The following is a 22,818-nucleotide window of genomic DNA, read 5'->3' as shown; positions in this document are numbered from 1 at the left end:
CACAGTAGCCTACCGGGGCGATGGGCGCAATATGCCTGTAAACACGGGGAAACGAATGGACTTGGGAGACAAGCCCCGCGATTTGCTATGGTCGATCGGGTAGTCCTCATAAAAACAATGAAAAGGATGTTCTCTGATGCGAAAAGCTCCATTGTTGCGCTTTACCCTCGCCACATTGGCCCTGGCCTGCAGCCAGGCGTTCGCTGCACCTTCCCCCTATTCGAGCTTGATCGTATTTGGCGACAGCCTGAGTGATGCCGGCCAATTTCCCGACCTGACCGGCGGTACGGCAGGCCAGCGCTTCACCAACCGTGATGCCGACGGCAACTTCGCGCCGGTTTCGCCGATGATTCTTGGCGGTCGGCTGGGCATCGTGCAGGACGAACTCAACCCGTCCACATCGGTCGGCATTCGGCCTGATGGCAACAACTGGGCAGTGGGCGGCTACACGACGCAGCAGATTCTCGATTCGATCACCGAATCGTCGAAAGTGATCGTCCCTCCCAATGGACCTGTACCAGGCTTTGTCTTCCGTGAACGCCCCGGCTACCTGGCCAATGGTCTGCGCGCCGACCCCAACGCCCTCTACTACCTTACCGGTGGCGGTAACGACTTCCTCCAGGGCCTGGTGAACAGCCCCGCCGACGCCGCCGCTGCCGGAGGCCGCCTGGCCGCCAGCGCCCAGGCCCTGCAACAAGGCGGCGCGCGCTACATCATGGTCTGGTTGCTGCCCGACCTGGGCCAGACGCCCAACTTCAGCGGCACCCCGCAACAAAACCCGCTGTCACTGCTGTCCGGCGCCTTCAACCAGTCACTGCTCAATCAGCTCGGGCAGATCGACGCCGAGATCATCCCGCTGAACATTCCGGTATTGCTGGGCGAGGCCTTGGCCAGCCCGACCCAATTCGGCCTGGCCAGCGGCCAGAACCTGGTCGGCACCTGCTACAGCGGTCAAGGCTGTGTCGCAAACCCGGTATACGGTATCAACGGCACCACACCCGACCCCACCAAGCTGCTGTTCAACGACTCGGTGCACCCGACCATTGCCGGCCAGCAACTGATTGCCGACTACGCCTACTCGATCATCTCCGCGCCGTGGGAGCTGTCCCTGTTGCCGGAAATGGCCCACGCCAGCCTACGCGCTCACCAGGACGAGTTGCGCAACCAGTGGCAAACACCCTGGCAAGCGGTTGGGCAATGGCAGGCCTTCGTCGCCACCGGCGCCCAGGACCTGGACTTTGACGGCCAACGCAGTGCGGCCAGCGGCGATGGTCGTGGCTACAACCTTACCCTGGGTGGCAGCTACCGATTGAACGATGCCTGGCGCATGGGCCTGGCGGGTGGTGTGTACCGGCAGAAACTGGAGGCCGGTGAACAGGACTCGGACTACAAGCTCGACAGTTACCTGGCCACGGCTTTCGCCCAGTACCGCCAGGACCGCTGGTGGGCGGATGCCGCACTGACGGCAGGCCATCTGGACTACAGCGACCTCAAGCGCACCTTCGCCCTCGGCGTGAATGACCGCAGCGAAAAAGGCGATACCGACGGCGAGGCGTGGGCGGTAACAGGCCGGCTGGGTTACAACCTGGCCGCCGAGAGCAGCCCATGGCAACTGGCGCCGTTCATCAGTGCCGACTACGCCCGGGTAAAAGTCGATGGTTATGACGAGAAGAGCGGGCGCTCGACCGCGCTGGGCTTCGATGACCAGGAACGTACCTCGCGGCGGCTGGGTATCGGGCTTTTAGGCAGTGTGCAGGTGGCGACAGGGACGCGGCTGTTTGCCGAGGTTGCCCAGGAGCACGAATTCGAGGATGACCAACAGGATGTGACCTTGCACCTGACGACGTTGGCCGCGCACGATTTCACTCTGACCGGGTATACGCCGCACAGCGACCTGACCCGGGCCAGCCTGGGTTTGAGCCACGAGTTGATGGCGGGGGTACATGTGCGGGGGAACTACAACTGGCGCAAGAGTGATGAGTTGACGCAGCAGGGGGTGAGCTTGGCGGTCAGCGTGGACTTCTGAACTGTTATGGGGCCCTGTGGGAGCGGCGGTGCGGCGCTCCCACAATGACCACTGTTCGCTGCCCTATTTGGCAGTCGTCTGCTCAGCCAACGCCACCGCACGGAACATCGCGCGGCGCTTGTTGATGGTTTCTTCCCACTCCAGCGCCGGCACCGAGTCGGCCACGATACCGCCGCCTGCCTGTACATGCAGCTCGCCGTCCTTGATCACCGCAGTACGAATGGCAATCGCGGTATCCATGTTGCCGTTCCAGGCAAAGTAACCCACAGCACCACCGTAAACGCCACGTTTGACTGGCTCCAGCTCGTCGATGATTTCCATGGCGCGGATCTTCGGCGCACCCGACAGGGTCCCGGCCGGCAGAATCGCGCGCAAGGCGTCCATGGCGGTCAGGCCTTCGCGCAGGTGCCCAGTGACGTTGGACACGATGTGCATCACGTTGGAGTAACGCTCGATCACCATCTTCTCGGTCAGGCGCACGCTACCCGTCGAGGACACCCGGCCCACGTCGTTGCGGCCCAGGTCGATCAGCATCAAGTGCTCGGCGATCTCTTTCTCGTCAGACAGCAGGTCGTCTTCCAGCGCACGGTCCGCTTCTTCCGTCGCACCACGCGGACGGGTGCCGGCAATCGGGCGCACAGTGACCAGGTTGTCCTCGACGCGCACCAGCACTTCAGGCGAACTGCCAACCACGTGGAAGTCGCCAAAATTGAAGAAGTACATGTACGGCGTCGGGTTGAAACAGCGCAAAGCACGGTACAGGTCGATGGGCGCAGACTTGAAGTCGATCGACATGCGCTGGGACGGCACCACCTGCATGCAGTCACCCGCCAGGATGTACTCCTTGATGCGGCCAACCGCGTTTTCGTAATCCTCGCGGGTATAGCTGGAGCGGAATTCCGGCTCGGCAGCCAGCGGGCCGCTCAGGTCCAGGCCACGGCGCGGGGTGATCGGCTGGCGCAGTGTTTCCAGCAGCCCTGCCAGGCGGGCCTTGCCTTGTTCGAAGGCGTGCTCCTGGGCCGGGTCGACCAGTACGATGGCGTGCATCTTGCCCGCCAGGTTGTCGAACACCACCACGGCGTCCGACACCATCAGCAGGATATCTGGCACGCCCAGCGGATCCGGGTTCGGGCTCGCGCCCAGACGCTTCTCCACATACCGCACGCAGTCATAGCCGAAGTAGCCGACCAAGCCGCCATTGAAACGTGGCAGGCCAGGAATATCGGCGACCTTGTAACGGTCCTTGAACGACTCGACGAAGGCCAGCGGGTCTTCGACGTCGTGGCTTTCAACCTCGACGCCATCCTGCAAGATACTCACGTGGTAGCCATGCACGCGCATCACCGTACGCGATGGCAGGCCGATCATCGAGTAACGCCCCCACTTCTCGCCGCCCTGTACCGACTCGAGCAGATAGGAGTTGGGCTGGTCGGCCAGTTTCAGGTAGATCGACAGTGGCGTGTCGAAGTCGGCCAGGGTTTCACAGGCCAGGGGGATGCGGTTGTAGCCGGCAGCGGCCAGGCGCAGGAATTCTTCGCGGGTCATGAGTAGCCTCGTGGCAAGCAGCAGTAAGGTCAGGCAAACGGACGGGCCGGCAGGTGCCGGCAAGCAGAAGTCAGGCGCGCCAACGCCAACGGGCCAGGGCCTTGATGACTTTCATCCAGAATTTGCCAGTAACCGCCACGGTGGACTCTCTGTCTTGTGAGGCTTGAAGGTCCGCCAACGTTATCCCAGTGGCCGGGTCTGCGCAACCGGGCAGCAGCGCACGCAGGTCGTCGATCACCAGGTTCGGCGATTCGTCGTTGATCGGCCGGCCGTGGTTGTAGCCATACGTCAGGCCCACGCACTGCACACCGGCGGCCTTGGCTGCCAGCACATCGCTGCGCGAATCACCGACGAACAGCGACTGCTGCGGCGTGACGCCGGCCATTTGCATGACGAATAGCAGCGCCGCTGGGTCAGGTTTCTTTTGAGGCAGGGTGTCTCCGCCGATGATCCAGCGGAAATAGCGGCCGATCTTCATCTGGTCCAGCAGCGGGGCAACGAAGCGCTCTGGCTTGTTGGTGATCAGCGCCATCTCCACGCCTTGCTTGCGCAGCCAGCGCAGGGTGTCTTGCACGCCGGGGTAGACCACGGTCAGTTCATGGCTTTCGGCATAGGCCTCCATGAACAGCGTAAGCGCCTGCTCGGCAAGCGCATCGTCCACCGAGGCGTGCTCGATACCCCCAGCCAGCGCCCGACGCACCAGCACCTGGGCACCGTTGCCAACCCAGTGGCGCACGGCGTCCAGGCCTGCTGGCGGGCGCCCAAGTTCGAGCAGCATGCGGTCCACGGCGGCGGCCAGGTCTGGCACGGAGTCGATCAGGGTACCGTCCAGATCGAACATCACCAGCTTGGGCAGCGTCCCCGGGAACAGCTGCTCGAAGCCGCTCATGGGCGGGCCTGGGCCAGCTCGGCGCGCATTTTGGCGATGACTTCCTGGTAGTCCGGCGCATTGAAGATGGCCGAACCGGCGACGAAGGTGTCGGCACCTGCGGCGGCGATCTCGCGGATATTGTTGACGTTGACGCCACCGTCGATTTCCAGGCGGATATCACGGCCGCTGGCATCGATCAGCGCGCGCGCCTCACGCAGCTTGTCGAGGGTGCCGGGGATGAACTTCTGCCCGCCAAAGCCTGGGTTGACGCTCATCAGCAGGACCATGTCGACCTTGTCCATCACGTACTTGAGGGCATCCAGGCTGGTCGCCGGGTTGAACACCAGGCCGGCCTTGCAACCACCGTCGCGGATCAGCTGCAACGAACGGTCAACGTGCTGGCTGGCCTCGGGGTGGAAGGTGATGTAGGTGGCGCCGGCCTCGATGAAGTCGCCGATGATACGGTCAACCGGGCTGACCATCAGGTGCACATCGATCGGGGCGGTCACGCCGTACTTGCGCAAGGCCGTGCAGACCATCGGGCCGATGGTCAGGTTGGGTACGTAGTGGTTGTCCATCACATCGAAGTGAACGATGTCGGCACCAGCGGCCAGCACCTTGTCGACGTCCTCGCCCAGGCGGGCGAAATCGGCGGAGAGAATGGAGGGGGCAATAGCGTAGGGCTGCATGGCGCACCTGTAGGGCAGAATCACGGTGGCGCGCATTGTAACTCAGGCGAACGGATAGAGGCTGATTGGTATCAATAGGTGTCGACCGGTGCCCCTGTATTGCCTGTGCCGGCCTCTTCGCGGGGCAAGCCCGCTCCCACTGGATCAGCACAGCATTCGAAACCTGCGCTGTACTTGTGGGAGCGGGCTTGCCCCGCGAAGAGGCCGGCACTGGCAACCTCAATCAAGCCGGTTGCTGAGTTCTCAGCTTCTCGCTACGCCCACGCAACCACTCCAGGGTCAGCAGCAGCACCACCGAAAATGCGATCAGCAAGGTCGCTGCCGCCGCAATCGTCGGGCTCAGGTTCTCGCGGATACCGCTGAACATCTGCCGAGGCAGCGTCGCCTGCTCAGGCCCGGCGAGGAACAGCGTTACGACCACTTCATCGAACGAGGTGGCAAAGGCAAACAGCGCCCCCGATATCACCCCCGGCGCGATCAACGGCAGGGTCACCCGGCGGAACGCCAGCAGTGGCGAGGCGCCCAGGCTGGCGGCCGCACGCACCAGGTTGTAATTGAAGCCCTGCAAAGTCGCCGACACGGTGATGATGACGAACGGCACACCCAGCACCGCATGCACCAGAATCAGCGAGGTGAAACTGTTGCCCAACCCTAGCGGCGCAAAGAACAGGTAACTGGCAACGCCAATGATTACCACCGGCACGACCATCGGCGAAATGACCAGCGCCATCACCAGCGACTTGCCCGGGAAATCGCCACGGGTCAGGCCAATCGCCGCCAACGTACCGAAGACCATGGCCAATACCGTGGCCGCCGGGGCGACGATGATGCTGTTCTTCAGTGCCCGCATCCACTCGGCAGAGCCGAAGAAGTCCTGGTACCACTGCAGCGAAAAGCCCTGCAGCGGATACACCAGGAAACTGCCGCTGTTGAAGGACAACGGCACGATGACCAACACCGGCAAGATCAAGAACAGCAGGATCAAGCCGCAAAGAATGCGCAGGCTGTAGAACCAGACCCGCTCCACGGGTGACATGTAAGGGCTCAGCATGACAAGGCTCCTCAGCTCAGGCGCAGGCGGCTGGCGCCGACCAGCCAGCTATAGATCAAGTACAACAGCACGGTCGCCAGCAGCAACAGCCCACCCAGCGCGGTCGCCATGCCCCAGTTGATGCTGGTGTTGGTATAGAAGGCCACGAAGTAACTGACCATCTGGTCGTTCGGGCTGCCCAGCAGTGCCGGGGTGATGTAGTAGCCGATGGCCAGGATGAACACCAGCAAGCACCCGGCGCCTACACCGGCATAGGTCTGCGGGAAGTACACCCGCCAGAAGCTGGCGAACGGATGGCAACCCAACGAAATCGCCGCACGCATGTAGCTGGGCGAAATGCCCTTCATCACGCTGTACAGCGGCAGGATCATGAACGGCAGCAAAATATGGACCATGGAGATGTACACACCGGTGCGGTTGAACACCAGCTCCAGCGGTTCATCGATGATGCCCATGGCCATCAACGCACTGTTGATCAGGCCACCCGACTGCAGCAGCACGATCCACGCCGCCACCCGCACCAGAATCGAGGTCCAGAACGGCAGCAACACCAGAATCATCAACAGGTTGCTCTGCCGCGCCGGCAGATTGGCCAACAGGTACGCCAGCGGGTAGGCCAGCACCAGGCAGATGGCGGTAATCACCACACCCATCCACAGGGTGCGGGCGAAAATATCCAGGTAAATGGCCTGGTCGGGCGTGGCCTTGGCCAGCTCGCCGAGGTCATCGATACGGTGGTCGAGCGACGCCAGCAGGTAGAACGAGGTGACTGTGCTGGTATTGCGGCGGATCGCCTGCCAGTAGGCGGGGTCGCCCCAACGCTCATCGAGGGTCTGCAATGCTTCTTTATAAGAGGCCGGTTCAGCCTTGAACGGCAGCGCCCGGGCGGTCTTGGTCAACAGGCTGCGGTAGCCCGCCAGTTCCATGTTCAGGCGCTTGGAGAGGTCGCCCAAGGTCTGGTTCTTGCGCGACTCGGCCAGGTCCTGGCTCAGTGCCTTGTACACCGCTTCGCCCGGTAAGCTTTTGCCGTCCCACTGGGACACCGCTTCGACGGTGCGCGGCAAGCCGGCGACCACTTCCGGGTTGCCGACGCTCTTGTACAACAGCGCGGCGATCGGCACCAGAAACACCAGCAGAAGGAAGAGCGCCAGCGGCGCGATCAACGCCTGCGCCTTCCAGCGGTTGACCCGCTCGGCGTGCTTGAGGCGCTGCTTGAGACTTGGACCTGCGCCTTCGTTGAGGGGCACTGCAATGGCCATGGCGAACTCCGCAAAACAGGAAAACGGGAAGCGCCAGTGCAAACCCTGACGCTCCGACGAGGCGCTTTACTTCTTCGCCGCCCAGGCGTTGAAGCGTTGCTCCAGCTGCTCGCTGTTGTCGGCCCAGAAGGCCACGTCGATCTGCACCTGGTTGGCGATGTTCTCAGGCGTGGTCGGCATGTCCTTTTTCACCTCGTCCGTCAGCAGGCTGACGGCCTTGGTGTTGGCCGGGCCGTAGGCGATGTTTTCGGAGTAGGTTTTCTGCTGCTCGGGCTTGACGCTGTAGGCGATGAATTTCTTCGCCTCTTCGGCGTTCTTGGCGCCTTTTGGAATCGCCCAGGCATCGAAGTCGTAGATGCCGCCGTTCCACACCACCTTGAGGTTGCTCTCTTTCTGCACGGCGGCGATCCGGCCGTTGTAGGCCGAGCTCATGACCACGTCCCCCGAGGCCAGGAACTGCGGCGGCTGTGCGCCGGCTTCCCACCACTGAATGCTGGGCTTGAGTTCGTCGAGTTTCTTGAAGGCGCGGTCCTGACCTTCTTTGGTGGCCAGCACCTTGTAGACGTCCTTGGGCGCGACGCCATCGGCCATCAAGGCGAATTCCAGGGTGTACTTGGCGCCTTTGCGCAGGCCACGCTTGCCAGGGAACTGCTTGGTATCCCAGAAGTCGGCCCAACTGGTAGGCGCCGTCTTGAGTTTGTCGGCGTTGTAGGCCATTACTGTGGACCAGACGAAGAAGCCCACGCCGCAGGGCTGAATGGCGCCGGGTACGTAGTCGGCTTCATCCCCGAACAACGCCGGGTCGAGCTCTTCGAACATGCCCTCGTCGCAACCACGAGACAGCTCGGGCGACTCGACTTCCACCAGGTTCCAGGACACGCTCTTGGTATCGACCATGGCTTTGACCTTGGCCATTTCACCGTTGTACTCACCGGCGACGATCTTGCCGTTACCTGCCTTTTCCCAGGGTTCGTAGAACGCCTTGGTCTGGGCAGCCTTGTTGGCGCCGCCAAAAGAGATCACGGTCAGGTCGGCCGCCAGGGCCTGGCCAGCGGCGAACAGCCCCAGGGCCAGGGCGGTCAGTTTCAACTGCTTGCGCATTATTATTCTCTCCACAGTACAGGGTTGGTGAAGCAATCCATCAATGGGCTTCGGCAATCGGATCGAGCGCGCGGGCGTGCTCCACCTCCCAGCCCAGCGGTACCACATCGCCCACGGCCAGGGCCGGGTCGAGCTCGGCGATCGGCTGCTTCACGAAGAAGTCGGCCTTGCCACACACTTCCAGGCGCACCCGTACGTGGTCGCCCAGGTAAATGAACTCGGCCACACGGCCGGAGAAGCGGTTGACGCAGCTTTCACTGTGGCCGTTGAGGCGTACACGCTCCGGGCGGATCGACAAGGTCACCGGCTCACCGGCCTGGCCGACATTCACGGCCAGTGCTTCGACCCGCTCGCCCCGCGCCAGCTGCACCTGGCAACGATGGCCATCACTGGCCAACAGGGTGCCGTTGATGCGGTTGTTCTCGCCGATGAAGTTGGCGACGAAGGTGTTGCACGGTTTCTCATAAAGGGTGCGGGGGTCGGCGATCTGCTGGATTTCGCCCTGGTGGAACACAGCCACCCGGTCGGACATGGTCAGCGCCTCGCCCTGATCGTGGGTCACGTAGACCACGGTCACGCCCAGGCGCTGGTGGATGTGCTTGATCTCCATCTGCATGTGTTCACGCAGTTGCTTGTCGAGCGCGCCCAACGGTTCGTCCATCAGCACCAGCTGCGGCTCGAACACCAAGGCACGCGCCAGGGCCACCCGCTGCTGCTGGCCGCCAGACAGCTGGCCGGGGTAGCGTTTGGCGAAGGCATTGAGCTGAACCATGTTGAGCACACGCTTTACCCGCTCGCTGATGTCGGTCTTGCTCAAATTGCGCACGCTCAGCGGGAAAGCGAGGTTTTCGGCCACGGTCATGTGCGGGAACAGCGCGTAGTTCTGGAACACCATGCCGATGTCGCGCTTGTGCGGCGGCACGTTGTTGATCGAGCGCCCGGCTAGTTGGATTTCACCTGCGGTGGGGGTTTCGAAACCGGCCAGCATCATCAGGCTGGTGGTCTTGCCCGAGCCGGACGGGCCAAGCAAGGTGAGGAACTCGCCCTTGCGGATGTCCAGGTTGAGGTCTTTGACGATCAGCGACTCGCCGTCGTAGCTCTTCTGCACACCGCGGAAGCTGACCAGCGTTTCGCTGGTTGCAGCGTTCGAATTCGCCTCGCTCATGCCTGCACCTTCTTGTTGGATGACTGCGTAGGCAAAGACTAGACAAGACGCAAGCGCCCGAAAATCGGGGGTGCTGAGAGAATGCCATCATCCAGATGGAAGATTCGTTGTAGGGATCGCCCTACAACAATGGCGGAATTGGAATAGACCCCAGGCACACCACTTCACCTTGTGGGAGCGGGCTTGCCCCGCGAATGCGCCACCCTAGGCAATGAGGTTGAGCTTGCCGGCCCTTTCGCGGGACAAGCCCGCTCCCACAGTACTCGCTCATTGCCAGCCGTCAGGCCATGTCGCAACCAGAACACTCAGACCAGCTTGTGCTCCATGGCGTACTTCACCAGCTCCGCCAGCGAGTTGACCTTGAGCTTCTGCATCAGCCGCGCTTTGTGGGTACTGATGGTCTTGCTGGACAGCGCCAGTTGCTGGGCGATGTCGTTGACGTTGGCGCCCTGGGCCAGGCGCTCGAACACCGAGAACTCACGCTCCGAGAGCAAGGTATGCAACGGCCGCGATTCGGTCAGGCCGACCTCGAAGACCATGCGGTCGGCCAGGGCCGGGTCGATGTAGCGCCCTCCCCCCGCAACCCGGCGAATGGCGGTCAACAGCAAGGCGGGGTCACTGTCCTTGGTGGCATAACCGGCGGCGCCCGCCTTCAGCGCCCGCGCCGCCATCTGCGCTTCGTCGTGCATCGACAGCATCAGGATCGCAGGCGCGTCGCTCAGGGCGCGGATCCGCGGGATCGCCTCCAGGCCGTTGACGCCTGGCATCGAGATATCCAGCAACACCACCTCACAGGGACTATGCCGCAAGGCGTCCAGCAACTGCTCGCCATTACCGGCCTCACCCACCACTTGCATGTCCTTGGCCAGGCCAATCAATTGCTTGATGCCTTCACGGACAATGGTGTGGTCTTCCGCCACCAGCACTCGAATCACGATCGCTCTCCTACTCTAACGGAATGGCCACGCTCAGGCTGGTGCCCTCGCCCGGTTCACTGTCCAGCATCATGCTGCCACCGAGCATCAGCACCCGTTCGCGCACACCTACCAGGCCGAACGACGTGGGCCTGGTCTGGTCGCGGCAAAAACCGGTGCCGTCGTCGCTGACGGTCATTCGAAGTTGCCCCTCTTCACGCACCAGCTCGATCTCCACGCTGTGCGCCTGGGCGTGGCGCATGACGTTGGTCAGCGCCTCCTGAAGGATACGAAACAGCCCGGTAGCCTTGGCATCACTCAATGCTGGCAGATTATCCGGTACCTGCACCAGGCAGGGGATCTGTGTACGCGCCTCGAAACGCCGCGCCTGCCATTCGATGGCCGAGGCGATGCCAGCGTCGAGAATGGGCGGGCGCAGTGCCGTGGCCACGTCACGCACTAGCTGGAACAGCTGCGCGATCAGGCGTTTCATGCTCGACAAGCGCTCGTTCAGCCCTGGGTCCAACTCGGCAAAGGCCAGCTCGCACATCGACAGTTCGAGCTTGAGCACGGTCAGCATCTGCCCCAGTTCGTCGTGCACCTCACGGGCGATGCGCGCCTTTTCTTCTTCGCGCACGCTCTCCAGGTGCGCCGACAACTCGCGCAGTTGCTCCTGGGAACGCGCCAGCGCCAGCTCTGCACGCTTGCCTTGGGTGATGTCCCAGACAATACCGTCCCACACCACCCGGCCATCGACCAGGCGCCGGGTACTGGCTTTGATGTCGGCCCAACGCTGTTCACCCTGGCGCGTGAGGATACGCCCTTGCCACGACCAGTCCTGGTTGCTGGCCAGGGCCAGGTCCTGCACCCGGTGATAGTCGCTGCGGTCCTCGGGGTGAACCAGATTGCGCAGGCCCATGTGCGGGTGCTGGATCTCGGCGGGTGCGTAGCCAACCAACGCCTCGCTGCCCTCGCTGATGTAAGGGAACTCCAGGTCGCCCTCGGCAGGGTCACGCTCCAGCCGGAACACCAGCCCCGGCACGTTGCCGGCGATCCCTTTGAGCCGTGCTTCACTTTCGCGCAGCGCTGCCAGCGCGCGGTGGCGCTCGGTGACATCGGCGATGTACACCACCAGGTACTCGGCGTCACGAAAGCGCAGAAAACTCAACGACAGCTCCACCGGCAACAAGCTGTGGTCGGCTCGCTGACAATGGGTTTCGAATTGCCCTACGCCGCCTTCCCCCGCCCGCGCGCCCCGCCACAACTCCAGCCAACGGTCCATGTTCAGGTTCGGCTCGAAGTCGATCAGCGGGCGCTCCAGCAACTCGCCTTCGCCATAGCCAAGCATGCGCTCTGCGGCATGGTTGGCATAACGCACATGGCTGTCCCAGTTGACCCACAAAATACCCACGGTGCTCTGGTCGATGGCGAACTGGCTCAGCCGCAGCGCCTCTTCACGCACCTGGCGTTCGGCCAGGCTCTCACGCGTTGCCAGCAGGCTACGTTCCAGCTGGCGCTGTTGCCGGCGTTGCCAAATCAGCGTGGCCAGCGCGCACAGCAACAACATGCCGAACAGCAAGGCGAGGTTCTGCCAGAAGCCGGCCGATTCGCTCAAGCGCGGATACTTGGGCTGCAGCCAGCGCTGGTGAAGCTGCTCCAGCACCTTGGCCGGCATGGCTTGCAAACCGCGTTCGAGCACGTCGGCCAGCAGCGGCCAGTCACGCCGCGAGCCCACCCGCAGCAACTGCGGCAGGCCGATATCGCCAACCACCGCCAGCTCGCCGAACTCGCTTTCACGCGACAGGCGGCTGAGCTGGGCTTCATCGAGCACCGCGTAGCTGGCCTGGCCACCCACAATCAATTGCAGCCCCTCACGCTCGTTGGGCACCCCCTGCACGTTGAGGTTGCCGTAATTGCTGCGCAGGTAATCCGCCAACGGGCTGGGCATGCGTACCGCGACGCGCTGATCAGGTTCGAGTTTTTCCAGCTCCACCGCCATCGCGCCCGTGCGTGGGCCAACCACCAGCTGCGGCACGCGCATGTACGGGTCGCTGAACAGCCATAGCCGCAGGCTCGTCGGGGTCTGGGTAAGGCCGGGGGCAAAATCGATTTCGCCTGCCTGCAACGCGTGTTCGAGGCTGGCCTGGTCGGCAAAGTTGCGCCAGGTCAGGTCCAGCCCCAGCGCCTGGGCCAGCCAGTTCACCAGCTCGACATTAGCCCCGTAGAGTTGCTGCAGACGCCGGTCGAACTGCGCATAGGGTGCCTGCAACACCACGCCAACCCGCAGGCTGCGGTGCGCCTCCAGCCACTGCTGCTGGGCGGGGTCAAGGGCCACGGTCGGCGCTACCTCAGGCCTTGCCAACGCGATCAAGGGCAGCCACAAGCAGCCGATAACCAACAGGCGACGCATTCGCTTCATCTACACGCTCGTCTTGGCAAGGGCGGCCATGCAGCATGGCCGTCACGGGCAAATACTATTAGGCTGCCGGTATTATTCTGGCCTTGGGTTGACGCATGTCCACACTTTATCGCACGACGCTGGCAATGTGCTGCCTAGCCTCGATCCTTCCGTTCGGCGCCCTGGCCGCCGACGCCGAAACACCACCCACCACCGCCGAAGCGCCACCCGTCGAGGCTACCCGGCCTCCCCTGCTGGAGCGCAGCCAGGAAGACGCCCAGGCCCTGGAACGCCTGGTGCCCAAGGCCGAGCAGCAAACCCTGCAGGCGGGTGCCGAAAGCTTCCTGGCACTGTGGAAACCGGCCAACAGCGACGACCCGCAAGGCGCGGTGATCATTGTTCCCGGTGCAGGTGAAACGGCCGACTGGCCGAACGCGGTCGGCCCGTTGCGGCGCAAGTTCCCCGACGTGGGCTGGCACAGCCTGAGCGTCAGCCTGCCCGACCTGCTTGCCGACAGCCCGCAGGCGCGGGTCGAAGCCAAGCCCACTGAGGCGCCCGCCAAAGACAAGGGCGAAAGTGCACCGGCCAAGGACACACCAGCCGATGCCAACGCCAACGTCGCCCAGGCGACCGCCGCCGACGCCGATGCCGCCGAAAGCACCGACGCCGAGCAGGCCAGCGAACAGAACGACCCGGCCGACGCCGAACGCATCTTTGCCCGCCTCGACGCTGCGCTCGCTTACGCGCAACAACAGGATTCGCGCAGCATCGTGCTGATCGGCCATGGCAGCGGCGCATACTGGGCGGCGCGCTACCTGAGCGAGAAACAACCCGCGCAGGTGCAAAAGCTGGTGATGGTCGCCGCGCAGACGCCGGCACGGGTGGAGCACGACCTGGAAAGCCTGGCGCCGACCCTCAAGGTGCCAACCGCCGACCTCTATTACGCCACCCGCACGGGCGACCGCCGTGCTGCAGAACTGCGCCTGCAGGCCAGCAAGCGGCAGAAGGACAGCCAGTATCGGCAGTTGTCGCTGATTGCCATGCCCGGTAACAAGGCGGCCGAGCAGGAACAATTGTTCCGCCGCGTGCGAGGCTGGATGAACCCGCAGCATTGATCTGAGGTCGCCGGGGCCGCATCGCGCCCCGTTTTTTCTACAACCCCCGGCGCTTGCGAATCAGCGCATACGCCTGATGCAGCTCACGGGTCCGCTCAGTTGCTTCGCGCACCTGAGCCTCCGTAGCAGCGCTGCCCGCCAGTTTGTCCGGGTGATGCCGGCTGACCAGGCGGCGATAGGCCTGCTTGACCTTATCGCCCTCGGTATCGGCCTCGACGGCCAACAGCCGCAAGGCCGCCGCATACGTCATGGTGCCACCGTCCAGCCCTGTCTTACGCGGCTCGTACTCCAGCGACAAGGCTTGCACCTGGCGCCTGCTCAAACCCAGCTTTTGCCCCCAGTCCAACAGCAATTCGCGCTCTTTGGCGCCGACCTTGCCGTCGGCCCAGACCATACGCCAACACGCGCGCAAGGTGCCTTCCGCAGCGTGCGGCTGCTGGCGGATCCGGCGCAGATGGCCGGCCAGCCGGTCCTTGCCGGCCTTGCCGCGGTTGAACGCTGCAATTGCTCGTAGCCGGGCCGCATCGGCCAGGTCCAGGCGTACCATCTCCTGGCGTGCCTGCTGGATATGCTGCTCGGCAACCCGCCCATCGCACTTGGCCAGCCTGCCGAGCAGCACGAACAGCAACTCCTCGTCGCGCAAGGCCGGGCGCCCGCCCAGACGCTCGCGCATGTCCTCCCAGCCGCGCACCCGCAGGCGCCGGTCCATGGCCTGCCCCAGCAACGCACCGAGCAGGGCACCCGGGATGCTGGCGACGGCAAAACCGGCGCCGGCACCAATCACCGTGCTTGGCCACCACATGTCAGGCGCGCCCGCCAATCAGCCGCTCGGCTTGCGCCAGGCGTTCGAGCGTCCCGACATCGACCCAATGGCCACGGTAGTGCTCACCACTGACTTTGCCATCTGCCATGGCCTGGCGCAGCAACGGCGCAAGCTTGAAAGCACCCGGCTGGCAGCCGGCGAACAATGCCGGGTCAAGTACCGAGAGGCCACTGAAGGTCAAGGTACCCGGCGCCTCATCGCCATCCACGACTTGCCTGCCGGCAAGGCGGAAGTCGCCACGATCGTGATGCCCTGGGTTGTCGACCAGCACCAGATGCGCCAGCCCCGCAAGCGGCGCCTGCAAGCGAGCGAAATCGTAGTCGGTCCAGACATCCCCATTGATCAGCAGGAACGGCGCCTCGCCCAGCAGGGGCAACGCTTTGAAGATACCGCCGCCGGTCTCCAGCGGCTCGCCCTCGGGCGAGTAACGGATGCTCAGGCCGAAACGGCTGCCATCACCCAGGTGGTCCTCGATCTGCTGGCCAAGCCAGGCATGGTTGATCACCACCTCGGTAATACCGGCAGCCGCCAAGGCCCGCAGGTGATACTCGATCAGCGGCTGGCCTGCCACCGGCACCAAAGGCTTGGGCGTGTGCAGGGTCAAAGGGCGCATGCGCTCGCCCTTGCCTGCTGCCAGAATCATCGCCTTCATGCACGCGCTCCGGCCTTCAGCTCGGCAATCAGCTCGCCCAGCTCCGCCAACTCGGGGCGGCGCCCGATCACTTCATTTATATAGGCGAAGAAACGCGGAACGTCCGTCAGGTAGCGCGGTTTGCCGTCACGGTGGCAAATGCGGGCGAAGATGCCGATCACCTTGAGGTGGCGCTGCACCCCCATCAGGTCGCTGGCGCGCTGGAACGCCTCGAAGTCGGCCTGCACCGGAATACCCGCCGCCTGCGCCTTTTGCCAATAATCCCGCAGCCAGCCGTCCACCCGTGCCTGCGGCCAGCTGAGGAAGGCATCCTTGAACAGGCAGGTGATGTCGTAGGTGACCGGGCCGTAGACCGCGTCCTGGAAGTCCAGCACGCCTGGGTTTGGCGTGCTCTGCATCAAGTTGCGCGGCATGTAGTCGCGGTGCACCAGCACCTTGGGCTGGGCCAGGGCACTGTCGATCAGCAGCTGGCTCACACGTTGCCAGGCGGCCTTCTGGGCTTCGCTGAAGGTCAGGCCGAGCTCCCGCCCGACGTACCACTCCGGGAACAGTTCGACTTCACGACGCAGCAGCGCATCGTCGTAGCTTGGCAGTGGCGCGTCCATCGGCAGGCGCTGGAACGCCAGCAGTGCATCGATGGCATCACTGAACAGGCCATCGGCATTGTCGGCATCAATGATGTCCAGGTATGTCTGATGGCCCAGATCGCCCAGCAACAGGAAACCGCGCTCCAGGTCTTGGGCATGGATCACCGGCACATGCACGCCGGCACTGGCCAGCAGATGATCGATGGCGACGAATGGTCGGCAGTTCTCCTGGGGTGGCGGTGCATCCATGATCACGAAACTGCGGCCAGCGCCCTGCCAGCGGAAGTAGCGGCGGAAGCTCGCATCGCTGCTGGCGGCAGTCAGGCTGACTGCTGGCACTTCGCCCCAGGCGTTTTCCAGAAAAATATTGTTGAGCTGCTCATCGAGCCAGACAGTCAGTTGTTGCAAGCGTACATCGTGATCAGGCATTACAAGGGTCTCCGACGGCCCTAGCCGTCAAGCGGGTCATGCTTTATTATCCAGCATCTTTTTCAGACCATCGAGAGGCGTGCGGCCCCACACGCGGGCAGATGGCACGCAGGAAGCCCGGACTAATAAGATGGCATTGAAATCCCCCGCGTTTCGTAGAAAGTTTCCGTTGCTGGTAACCGGCGGTTTGCTGGCCCTGCAACCTCTGGCCACGTCGTACGTCGTGGCAGCCGAACAGTTCGACTGCCAAGTGTCCGCCTCCGGTGGTTGGGACTGCAAGCCCAAGGCTCCTGTCAATAACCTGCCGCCGCGTCCGGTGCACGAGGGTGCTGCCCTCAGTTCCGGTACCGAGGCCCAGGCGGCCGAGGCCGAAACCGCGGACAAGCCGATGCTGGTCACCGAGGCCAAGGGCCGTGGCCTGAAGTCGCGCAGCGAAGACTACAGCCATCTGGACTGGGTCCCCCGTGACAAGCTCACCGCCGCCCAACTGGCCGAAACCGGCCCGTACTGTGGTGGCGCGTACATCGAGCCGCCCCGCCCTGGCATGGCTGACACCACGCCCAAGGACGAATCGCCGACCTACATCAATGCCAAGGTTTCCAAATACCAGCAGGAGCAGCAGATCGCTACCCTCGCCGGTGACGTGGTGATGCGCCAGGGCAGCATGCAGGCCGAGGCCGACGAAGCCAACCTCTACCAGACCGAAAACCGTGGCGAGCTCAAAGGCAACGTCAAGATCCGTGACAACGGCTCGCTGGTGGTCGGTGACGAGGCGCAGATCCAGCTCGACACGGGCGAAGCCCAGGTCGACAACGCCGAATACGTGATGCACAAGTCGCACATTCGCGGCAACGCCCTGTACGCCAAGCGTGGCGAAAACGCCATCATCCGTCTCAAGGACGGTACGTACACCACCTGCGAACCGGGCAGCAACGCCTGGCAGCTGAAGGGCAACAACATCACCCTAAACCCGGCGACCGGTTTCGGTACGGCGACCAACGTTACCTTGCGGGTCAAGGATTTCCCGGTGTTCTACACACCGTACATCTACTTCCCGATCGACGACCGTCGCCAGTCCGGCTTCCTGCCGCCATCGTTCAGCACCAGCAGCGACACCGGCTTCATGCTGGTCACGCCGTACTACTTCAACCTGGCGCCCAACTATGACGCCACGTTGTACCCGCGCTACATGACCAAGCGCGGCCTGCTGATGGAAGGTGAGTTCCGTTACCTCACCCCGTCCAGCGAAGGCCAGCTCGGCGGCGCGTACCTGAACGACAAGAACGACGACCGTAAAGAGCAGACTGACTACAAAGAACAGCGCTGGATGGTCAACTGGCAGCACAAGGGTGGGCTGGACGAGCGCCTGATGGCCGAGGTGGACTACACCGACATCAGCGACCCGTTCTACTTCCAGGACCTGGAATCCGACCAGATCGGCGTTGAATCCCAGGACCTGCTCAACCAGCAGGGCGCCCTGACCTATCGCGGCGACAGCTACACCGCGCGGTTGAACGTGCATGCCTACGAAATGGCGACCATTTCGAAGATCACGCCGTATGACCGCCTGCCGCAGATTACCTTCAACGGCAAATTGCCGTTTGAGCCGGGTGGACTGAATCTCGGATACGAAACCGAGGCAGTACGTTTTGATCGCGATCTGAAAAACGATCTGGTGTTCAATAAAGATGGGCAACCAGACACAACCGCAGGTGTGGTGAGAGATCCAGTTACAGGTCAAGTGCTTGGCGGTCGCCGGCTCGACCAGAACGTTTCCGGTATCGCCCGAGCCAACGGCAATCGTTTTAATGTTGCTCCGTCGATCAGTCTGCCAATGGAAGCCAGCTACGGCTATCTGACACCCAAGTTGAAGTATGCGTATACCCACTACGATCTTGACTTGGATAGCCAGGGCAAAGCTCAGGCCATCGCACAGTCTGCAAACCCTGCGTACGGCAGCTACAAGAGCTCGCTGAACCGCGACGTCCCGATCTTCAGCGTAGACAGTGGCCTGTACTTCGACCGCAATACTTCGCTGTTCGGCACCAACTACAAGCAGACCCTTGAGCCACGCCTGTTCTACCTCAACGTCCCATACAAGGACCAGAAGGACATCCCGCTGTTCGATTCGGGCGAAACGCTGTTCAGCTACGACTCGCTGTTCCGCGACAACCGCTTCAGCGGTACCGATCGCATCGGTGACGAGAACAAGCTGTCCCTGGGTGTCACCACGCGCTGGATCGAAGACAATGGCTTCGAGCGCCAGAGCTTCAGTATCGGCCAGGCCTACTACTTCAAGGATCGCAAGGTCCAATTGCCGGGTATCGACTACCGTACTCGCCAAGACTCGCAGTCCAATGTTTCGCCGTACGCCCTGGTGTACAACTACGCCTTCAACCGCGACTGGCGCTTCAATTCGGACTTCAACTGGGACCCGGACAGCCGCAGCACCCGTTCGGGCAGCGCGATGTTCCACTACCAGCCTGAAGACAACCCGAACAAGGTAGTCAACCTCGGTTATCGCTACCGCAACGACACCATCTCCTACGATTCCCAGACCGGTACCTGGAAAACGGGCGGTGGTGACTACGGCGTTCCAGGTAGCCCGAACTACATCAAGGACTACTACAAGATCCAGCAGCATGACTTCTCGGTCATCTGGCCGATCGTTCCGCAGTGGAGCGTCATCGCTCGCTGGCAGCATGACTACAACCGCAACCGCACCCTGGAAGCCATGGGCGGTTTCGAGTATGACAACTGCTGCTGGAAGCTGCGCCTGATCAACCGTTACTGGATCGACTACGACGACTTCAGCCAAGCCCTTCCAGCGAACGAAAAAGGCGACCACGGTATCTTCCTGCAGATCGTGCTGAAAGGCCTCGGTGGTGTAGTGGGCAACAAGGTCGAATCTTTCCTCGACGAAGGCATTCAAGGTTACCGTACACGTGAAGACCAAGCTTATTGATCGTCTGCGCCCAGTGTTGCTGGGCGCCGCTTTGCTGAGTGGCGCGGTGCATGCCGCGGTACAACCCCTGGACCGCGTGGTGGCTATCGTCGATAACGACGTGGTCATGCAGAGCCAACTGGACCAGCGCGTCCACGAAGTTCAGCAAACCATCGCCAAGCGTGGCGCCGGCGTGCCACCGACCAGCGCCCTTGAACAGCAGGTGCTCGAGCGCCTGATCGTCGAGAACCTGCAACTGCAGATCGGCGATCGCTCCGGCATCCGCATCACCGATGAAGAGCTGAACCAGGCCATCGGCACCATTGCCCAGCGCAACGGTATGTCGCTGGAGCAGTTCCGCGCCGCCCTCGCCCACGATGGTCTGTCGTTCGACGACGCTCGCGAGCAGGTCAAGCGCGAGATGATCATCAGCCGGGTGCGCCAGCGCCGTGTGGCCGAGCGCATCCAGGTGTCCGAGCAGGAAGTGAAAAACTTCCTCGCCTCCGACCTGGGCAAGATGCAGCTCTCGGAAGAGTACCGCCTGGCCAACATCCTCATCCCGACCCCGGAAAGCGCCAACTCGGACGCTATCCAGGCAGCCGCGCGCCAAGTCGGTGATGTGTACCAGCAGCTCAAGCAAGGCGCGGACTTCGGTCAGATGGCCATCGCCCGCTCCGCCAGCGAGAACGCCCTGGAAGGCGGCGAGATGGGCTGGCGTAAAGCCGGCCAGTTGCCACCCGACTTCGCCAAGATGCTCAGCAGCATGAGCGTGGGCGACATCACCCAGCCAATCCGCATCCCCAACGGCTTCATCATCCTCAAGCTCGAGGAGAAGCGTGGTGGCAGCGAGAACGTGCTGCGTGACGAAGTCCATGTGCGTCACATTCTGATCAAACCGAGCGAAATCCGCAGCGACGCAGCCACCGAGCAGTTGGCCGAGCGCCTGTACGACCGGATCAAGAACGGCGAAGACTTCGGCGAGCTGGCGAAGAGCTTCTCGGAAGACCCGGGCTCGGCGCTTAACGGCGGTGACCTCAACTGGGTCGACCCGAACAGCCTGGTGCCGGAGTTCCGTGAGCAGATGGCCAACGCTGCCCAAGGTGAAGTCACCAAGCCATTCAAGACCCAGTACGGCTGGCACGTCCTTGAAGTGCTGGGCCGCCGCGCCACCGACAGCACTGAACAGGCGCGCGAGCAACAGGCACTGAACGTGCTGCGCAACCGCAAGTACGACGAAGAGCTGCAGACCTGGCTGCGCCAGATCCGCGACGAAGCCTACGTTGAAATCAAGCTGCCTGGCGCCGACCAGGCTGCACAGTGAAGCCTCTGCGCTTCGCCGTCACCCCCGGTGAGCCCGCAGGCATAGGTCCCGACCTGTGCCTGCTGCTCGCCGCAGACGTCCAGCCCCACCCCCTGATCGCCATCACCAGCCGTGACCTGCTCGCCGAGCGGGCCACGCAGCTGGGGCTGGCCGTCAACCTGCTGCCGGTAGCGCCGGATCACTGGCCCGACCAGCCAGCGCCTGCGGGTAGCCTGTATGTCTGGGATACACCCCTGGCCACCGCCGTCACGGCAGGGCAACTGGACAAGGCCAATGCTGCCTTCGTGCTGGAAACCCTGACCCGCGCAGGCAAAGGCTGCCTTGATGGGCATTTCGCCGGGATGATCACCGCCCCTGTGCACAAGGGTGTGATCAATGAAAGCGGCATTGCCTTTTCCGGGCATACCGAGTTCCTTGCCGAGCTGACCCACACCGCACAGGTGGTGATGATGCTGGCGACCCGTGGTCTGCGCGTGGCCCTGGTGACCACTCACCTGCCACTGCGCGAGATTGCCGACGCCATCACGGCCGAACGCGTCGAGCGTGTCACCCGCATCCTGCACGCCGACATGCGCGACAAGTTCGGCATTGCCCACCCTCGCATCCTGGTCTGCGGCCTCAACCCGCACGCCGGAGAAGGCGGCCATCTGGGCCGCGAAGAAATCGACATCATCGAACCGACACTGGCCCGCCTGCGCTCCGAAGGCATGGACCTGCGCGGACCGCTGCCGGCCGATACCCTGTTTACCCCCAAATATCTGGAGCACTGCGACGCAGTGCTGGCGATGTACCACGACCAGGGCCTGCCCGTACTCAAGTACAAAGGCTTCGGCGCCGCGGTCAATGTGACCCTGGGCCTGCCGATCATCCGCACGTCGGTCGACCACGGCACCGCCCTGGATCTGGCCGGCACCGGCAAGGTCGATACCGGCAGCCTGCGGGTTGCCCTGGAAACCGCCTATCAGATGGCCGAGAACCGACCATGAACGAGCAATACCAACACCGGGCGCGCAAGCGCTTCGGCCAGAACTTCCTGCACGACGCCGGCGTCATCGACCGCATCCTGCGCGCCATCAACGCCAAGGCAGGTGAACACCTGCTGGAAATCGGCCCAGGCCAGGGCGCCCTCACCGAGGGCCTGCTAGGCAGCGGTGCGCAACTGGACGTCGTGGAGCTGGACAAGGACCTGGTGCCGATCCTGCAGCACAAGTTCGCCGGCCGCGACAACTTCCGCCTGCACCAGGGCGATGCCCTGAAGTTCGACTTCAACCAGCTGGGTGTGCCACCGCGCAGCCTCAAGGTGGTCGGCAACCTGCCCTACAACATCTCCACCCCATTGATCTTCCACCTGCTCAGCCACGCCGGGCTGATCCGCGACATGCACTTCATGCTGCAGAAGGAAGTGGTCGAGCGCATGGCCGCAGGCCCAGGTGGTGGCGACTGGGGCCGTCTGTCGATCATGGTGCAGTACCACTGCCGGGTCGAACACCTGTTCAACGTTGGCCCAGGCGCGTTCAACCCGCCGCCGAAAGTGGACTCGGCCATCGTGCGCCTGGTGCCACACGAGGTGCTGCCGTTCCCGGCCAAGGACCACCTGTTGCTGGAGCGCGTCGTTCGCGAAGCCTTCAACCAGCGTCGCAAGACACTGCGCAACACCCTCAAAGGCCTGCTCGACAGCCAGGCGATTGAAGCGGCTGGCGTTGATGGCAGCCTGAGGCCTGAGCAGCTGGACCTGGCTGCATTCGTGCGCCTGGCTGACCAATTGGCCGATCAGCAGGCCTGATTAGCGCCTGTTACGGCCTCTTCGCGGGCAAGCCCGCTCCCACAGGATCTCCACTGATCTTGAATACTGTGGGGGTGGGCTTGCCCGCGAAGGGGCCAGCCCTGTCACCCCACCCCTCCTGCACATGCCTGCCCGCGACCACACC

General features: G+C 63.1%; 18 protein-coding genes. 6 read left to right on the top strand and 12 right to left on the bottom strand.

Annotation, left to right across the window (positions count from 1 at the left end):
* The first annotated feature begins 136 nt into the window (after positions 1-136).
* Positions 137-2,026, top strand: a complete 1,890-nt coding sequence (gene estP, locus ACSSU5_RS12870; RefSeq protein ID WP_492561283.1) for an esterase EstP — start codon at positions 137-139, stop codon at positions 2,024-2,026.
* Positions 2,027-2,089: 63 nt separating this feature from the next.
* Here the strand turns inward: estP and trpE are convergent, their stop codons facing one another.
* The 9 genes from trpE to ACSSU5_RS12825 all read right to left on the bottom strand — a co-directional run bounded on the left by trpE (position 2,090) and on the right by ACSSU5_RS12825 (position 13,040).
* Positions 2,090-3,571, bottom strand: a complete 1,482-nt coding sequence (gene trpE, locus ACSSU5_RS12865; RefSeq protein ID WP_264310545.1) for an anthranilate synthase component I — start codon at positions 3,569-3,571, stop codon at positions 2,090-2,092.
* Between the two features lie 70 nt (positions 3,572-3,641).
* Positions 3,642-4,460: a phosphoglycolate phosphatase gene (locus ACSSU5_RS12860; RefSeq protein ID WP_264310546.1), complete on the bottom strand. Its 819-nt coding sequence runs from the start codon at positions 4,458-4,460 to the stop codon at positions 3,642-3,644.
* Positions 4,457-5,131 (bottom strand): ribulose-phosphate 3-epimerase, encoded by a 675-nt coding sequence (rpe, locus tag ACSSU5_RS12855; protein ID WP_264310547.1) that lies wholly within the window; start codon positions 5,129-5,131, stop codon positions 4,457-4,459. Before rpe ends, ACSSU5_RS12860 begins: the two co-directional genes overlap by 4 nt.
* 223 nt (positions 5,132-5,354) lie before the next feature.
* A complete protein-coding gene (locus ACSSU5_RS12850; protein WP_264310548.1) occupies positions 5,355-6,182 on the bottom strand; it encodes an ABC transporter permease in 828 nt (275 codons plus the stop codon).
* An 11-nt stretch (positions 6,183-6,193) separates the two neighbouring features.
* On the bottom strand, positions 6,194-7,441 hold the full coding sequence (locus ACSSU5_RS12845; RefSeq protein WP_264310549.1) for an ABC transporter permease: 1,248 nt from the start codon (positions 7,439-7,441) through the stop codon (positions 6,194-6,196).
* Between the two features lie 66 nt (positions 7,442-7,507).
* Positions 7,508-8,542: an ABC transporter substrate-binding protein gene (locus ACSSU5_RS12840; protein WP_264310550.1), complete on the bottom strand. Its 1,035-nt coding sequence runs from the start codon at positions 8,540-8,542 to the stop codon at positions 7,508-7,510.
* Positions 8,543-8,582: 40 nt separating this feature from the next.
* Positions 8,583-9,707 (bottom strand): ABC transporter ATP-binding protein, encoded by a 1,125-nt coding sequence (locus ACSSU5_RS12835; protein WP_264310551.1) that lies wholly within the window; start codon positions 9,705-9,707, stop codon positions 8,583-8,585.
* 305 nt (positions 9,708-10,012) lie between these two features.
* Positions 10,013-10,645: a response regulator gene (locus ACSSU5_RS12830; protein ID WP_264313985.1), complete on the bottom strand. Its 633-nt coding sequence runs from the start codon at positions 10,643-10,645 to the stop codon at positions 10,013-10,015.
* 7 nt (positions 10,646-10,652) lie between these two features.
* The gene (locus tag ACSSU5_RS12825) at positions 10,653-13,040 is read right to left on the bottom strand and encodes a PAS domain-containing sensor histidine kinase (RefSeq protein WP_492561282.1); all 2,388 of its coding nucleotides are present in this window, start codon (positions 13,038-13,040) and stop codon (positions 10,653-10,655) included.
* Positions 13,041-13,135: 95 nt separating this feature from the next.
* On the opposite strand from ACSSU5_RS12825, the gene ACSSU5_RS12820 reads away from it, so the two are divergent.
* Complete coding sequence (locus ACSSU5_RS12820; RefSeq protein WP_492561281.1) at positions 13,136-14,134, top strand: alpha/beta hydrolase family protein; 999 nt, start codon at positions 13,136-13,138, stop codon at positions 14,132-14,134.
* 37 nt (positions 14,135-14,171) lie between these two features.
* Here ACSSU5_RS12820 and ACSSU5_RS12815 read toward each other — a convergent pair whose 3' ends face one another.
* From ACSSU5_RS12815 to ACSSU5_RS12805, 3 genes are read right to left on the bottom strand one after another with little or no spacing between them, the layout of a single operon-like run.
* Complete coding sequence (locus tag ACSSU5_RS12815) at positions 14,172-14,936, bottom strand: TerB family tellurite resistance protein (RefSeq protein WP_264310554.1); 765 nt, start codon at positions 14,934-14,936, stop codon at positions 14,172-14,174.
* A 1-nt stretch (position 14,937) separates the two neighbouring features.
* The gene (gene murU / locus ACSSU5_RS12810; protein WP_264310555.1) at positions 14,938-15,609 is read right to left on the bottom strand and encodes an N-acetylmuramate alpha-1-phosphate uridylyltransferase MurU; all 672 of its coding nucleotides are present in this window, start codon (positions 15,607-15,609) and stop codon (positions 14,938-14,940) included.
* On the bottom strand, positions 15,606-16,625 hold the full coding sequence (locus ACSSU5_RS12805) for an aminoglycoside phosphotransferase family protein (protein ID WP_492561280.1): 1,020 nt from the start codon (positions 16,623-16,625) through the stop codon (positions 15,606-15,608). The genes murU and ACSSU5_RS12805 overlap by 4 nt, the downstream gene beginning before the upstream one ends.
* 130 nt (positions 16,626-16,755) lie before the next feature.
* Between ACSSU5_RS12805 and ACSSU5_RS12800 the strand changes: the two genes are divergently transcribed.
* The 4 genes from ACSSU5_RS12800 to rsmA are packed head-to-tail and all read left to right on the top strand — an operon-like array spanning position 16,756 to position 22,673.
* The gene (locus tag ACSSU5_RS12800; RefSeq protein WP_492561279.1) at positions 16,756-19,590 is read left to right on the top strand and encodes an LPS-assembly protein LptD; all 2,835 of its coding nucleotides are present in this window, start codon (positions 16,756-16,758) and stop codon (positions 19,588-19,590) included.
* Positions 19,571-20,890 carry a peptidylprolyl isomerase SurA gene (gene surA / locus ACSSU5_RS12795; RefSeq protein WP_264310558.1) on the top strand — a complete coding sequence of 440 codons (1,320 nt, stop codon included), beginning with the start codon at positions 19,571-19,573 and terminating at the stop codon, positions 20,888-20,890. The genes ACSSU5_RS12800 and surA overlap by 20 nt, the downstream gene beginning before the upstream one ends.
* On the top strand, positions 20,887-21,876 hold the full coding sequence (gene pdxA, locus ACSSU5_RS12790; RefSeq protein ID WP_264310559.1) for a 4-hydroxythreonine-4-phosphate dehydrogenase PdxA: 990 nt from the start codon (positions 20,887-20,889) through the stop codon (positions 21,874-21,876). The genes surA and pdxA overlap by 4 nt, the downstream gene beginning before the upstream one ends.
* The gene (gene rsmA / locus ACSSU5_RS12785; RefSeq protein ID WP_264310560.1) at positions 21,873-22,673 is read left to right on the top strand and encodes a 16S rRNA (adenine(1518)-N(6)/adenine(1519)-N(6))-dimethyltransferase RsmA; all 801 of its coding nucleotides are present in this window, start codon (positions 21,873-21,875) and stop codon (positions 22,671-22,673) included. Before pdxA ends, rsmA begins: the two co-directional genes overlap by 4 nt.
* Positions 22,674-22,818: the final 145 nt, after the last annotated feature.

This window comes from Pseudomonas sp. E1MeOHC2, assembly GCF_058745025.1.
The sequence above is the reverse complement of the archived record's forward strand: the minus strand, read 5'-3'. Positions and strand labels throughout refer to the sequence as shown.